We start from the raw sequence: 1483 nt of genomic DNA, 5'->3' as shown, positions 1-1483 counted from the left end.
GCGCGCTCCGACAGAATGACGACTCCCCACCACCTTGAGCAATGCCCGCCTGCTGTTGTCGCCAGGCCTTCTCGCTGGACCATCGCGATCCTCAGGAGCAACCATGCTACGAAATCACCCCTGCATTGTGCTGACACTCTCCACGCTGTTCGCGCTCGCTGCCACGGCCTGCTGTGGCACCGATGCCAGTGATGGGAGTGCTGGGGCTGGCGGCGTTGGAACGGGTGGGTATGGCGGTGGAACGGGGCCAGGCGGCACATGCACCCCGGGGGAGACTCGGGACTGCTACACGGGACCCGCGGCGACCGCGAACGCGGGGATATGCCGAGGAGGCGTCGAGCTGTGTGGTCGCACTGCCTCCTGGGACGATATCTGTCACGGAGAGATCGTCCCGGCTGAAGAGGTGTACAGCAATGGAATCGACGAGGACTGCGATGGTACGGACGCTCTGCCAGCAAACGACCTTGTGAATACCGGTGTGGTGGCTCGCTACTTCCTGGACGATGCACCCGGCACGACGCCGCTTACTTTTGCAGACAGTGCGCCTGACTCGGCACCCCTGCCCTTGTCAGTGGGCCTGAGCATCGGTGACGATGGCCTCCGTGACCTGGACGGCCATAAAGGGTTTCTGTGGGGACTGGAAAGCAGCGACACCCTGGCTTCGGTCCCCGTCGCGGGCTCAAAGATCCAGACAGCGCTCAGCGATAGCTCTCAGGTCACGCTCGAACTCGTCGTGGCGATTGCAGACGGCATCACCCCCTTCGGCTCTGCCCTCACCTATCTCGGAACGACGGGGGACTACGGTCGTCTCGATCTCCGCTTCACCCCGCCTCAGACCCTGCAATTTTACTGGAAGAACCAGCTCGTGCAGAGCTGGAAAGCCTTCGTCCAGGAGCGGTGCGTGCTCCACGTGGTGATTGATACCAGCGAAACGTCAGCGCCTGATCGTGTCCGGATGTATCGAAATGGGTCGCTGCTCACCCCGTACGACGGTGCAAACCCTTCACCTGTAGACCTGCCAGTGAATGACCGCATCACGATCGAGGCGAATGATCGCTACGTGCTCGGCAACCGAAGTACAGGCGATCGCTCTCCGCGTGGAGTCATGTACTACAGCGCGCTCTACGCTGCCGCCCTCAACGCAAATGATGTCGCCGCCAATGCAGCCCTCCTCCTGCTCGACGACGATCACTGAAGTCGGAGCCAATGCAGCCCTCCTCCTGCTCGACGATAACCACCGCAACCCCTGAACGCTGGCACCGCCGCACCTTCCGGTGGGCGCGGTGCACGATGGTGAGAGGGAGTTACCTCCTCGCGTTCACCTTGGCTCCTCTGGCCTGTAGCACGCTCACGGGTCTCGACGGATTCGGGGTCTCATCAGACGACCAAGGGACGAGCAGCAGCGTGCCCTCCGGGAGTGGAGGTCATGGGGGTTCGGCTGGTGGCACTAGCGGCGGTGATGGTGGTCACGGGGGAGGAGGAG

Annotated in this window: 1 protein-coding gene; it reads left to right on the top strand. The window is 62.8% G+C overall.

The window, feature by feature from the left end; genetic code table 11:
* Positions 1–403 precede the first annotated feature (403 nt).
* A complete protein-coding gene (locus CAP_RS43260) occupies positions 404–1195 on the top strand; it encodes a hypothetical protein (RefSeq protein WP_156041698.1) in 792 nt (263 codons plus the stop codon).
* The last annotated feature ends 288 nt before the right edge of the window (positions 1196–1483 follow it).

The organism is Chondromyces apiculatus DSM 436 (assembly GCF_000601485.1).
Lineage (GTDB): Bacteria > Myxococcota_A > Polyangia > Polyangiales > Polyangiaceae > Chondromyces > Chondromyces apiculatus.
This window is presented reverse-complemented; position numbering and strand designations above follow the sequence as displayed.